The sequence below is a fragment of the Dolichospermum sp. LEGE 00246 genome, from assembly GCF_015207865.1.
Taxonomy (GTDB): domain Bacteria; phylum Cyanobacteriota; class Cyanobacteriia; order Cyanobacteriales; family Nostocaceae; genus Dolichospermum; species Dolichospermum heterosporum.
Genome location: NZ_JADEWA010000744.1, coordinates 1 through 1,337, shown reverse-complemented (window position 1 = coordinate 1,337; position 1,337 = coordinate 1). Strand labels below are relative to the sequence as shown.

The following is a 1,337-nucleotide window of genomic DNA, read 5'->3' as shown; positions in this document are numbered from 1 at the left end:
CAATAAATATAGGTTATTTATCGTATTGTCTAAAGAGACATTCTGTGGGATGGTTATCTCGATGGATTTTTCGATATCACAATGCAGATAAATTTAAAGTTCATTCTTATTTTCTTCATGAATCAAATGAAATAGAGGGATTTACTAAAGATTTTTTTGTAAAAAATTCATATAAATTTTATCAATTCGGGGCGCACGATAACACAATCTGGGATCAAATACAAGCAGATAATATTGACATTCTAATTGATTTAGACAGTCTTACTTTGGATCGTTCATGTGAAATTATGTCTATAAGATCCGCTCCTATTCAAGTAACTTGGCTAGGTTGGGATGCTTCAGGTTTGCCATCGGTGGATTATTTCATAGCTGATCCTTATGTGTTACCTGAATCAGCCCAGAATTATTACAGTGAAACAATTTGGAGACTACCACAAACTTATATAGCAGTTGATGGTTTTGAAGTAGGTGTACCTAATTTGCGAAGAGAACACTTAAATATTCCTAGTGATGCCATACTTTATCTAATGAATCAAAAGGGATATAAAAGGCATCCAGATCACATAAAATTACAGATGAGAATTATCAAGGAAGTTACCAATAGCTATCTGCTCATTAAAGGTGAAGCTGATACAGAATCATCTAAAGAATTTTTTGAACGTATTGCAGAGGAAGCAGGTGTGGATTTCTCTCGATTAATATTCTTGCCAGCAGTCCCTCACGAACTTATTCACCGTGCTAATTTAGCAATTGCCGATGTTGTACTGGATACGTATCCCTATAATGGTGCAACAACAACATTAGAAACTTTATGGATGGGAATACCTATGGTCACTAGAGTTGGACAGCAATTTGCAGCCAGAAATAGCTACACGATGATGGTTAATGCAGGTATTACAGAAGGTATTGCTTGGAGTGAAGATGAGTATGTAGAGTGGGGTGTGCGTTTGGGTAAGGATGAAAAACTCCGACAGCAGATTTCTTGGAAATTGCGTCAGTCAAGACACACAGCACCGCTATGGAATGCAAAGCAGTTTACCCGTGATATGGAAACGGCTTATGAGCAAATGTGGCAGAGGTATCTTGATAGCAAATAAGTACATAGTCAGGACTTCAGCTATAAAAAAAATGTGCTACGATCACCAAATAATGTTCATCAAAAGAGGTCATCATCTATGGAATCGCTAATAATAAATAAAATTTTAGAAAAAGTTAAAGGTTTTCTACAAAAAACCTATCAGGAGAATTTGGATAAAGTTATCTTGTTTGGTTCTCGTGCTAGAGGCGATTATCATTCTGATTCTGATGTGGATATTTTAATTGTGTTAAAAGAACCC

General features: G+C 35.8%; 1 protein-coding gene and 1 pseudogene. Both read left to right on the top strand.

Going from position 1 to position 1,337, the window contains the following annotated elements; translation table 11 throughout:
* Positions 1–1,097, top strand: a pseudogene (locus tag IQ228_RS26080) (O-linked N-acetylglucosamine transferase, SPINDLY family protein); the annotation flags it as partial.
* Between the two features lie 78 nt (positions 1,098–1,175).
* Positions 1,176–1,337: nucleotidyltransferase domain-containing protein (locus IQ228_RS27555; protein WP_193965020.1), on the top strand; the 162-nt coding region annotated here is incomplete at its 3' end.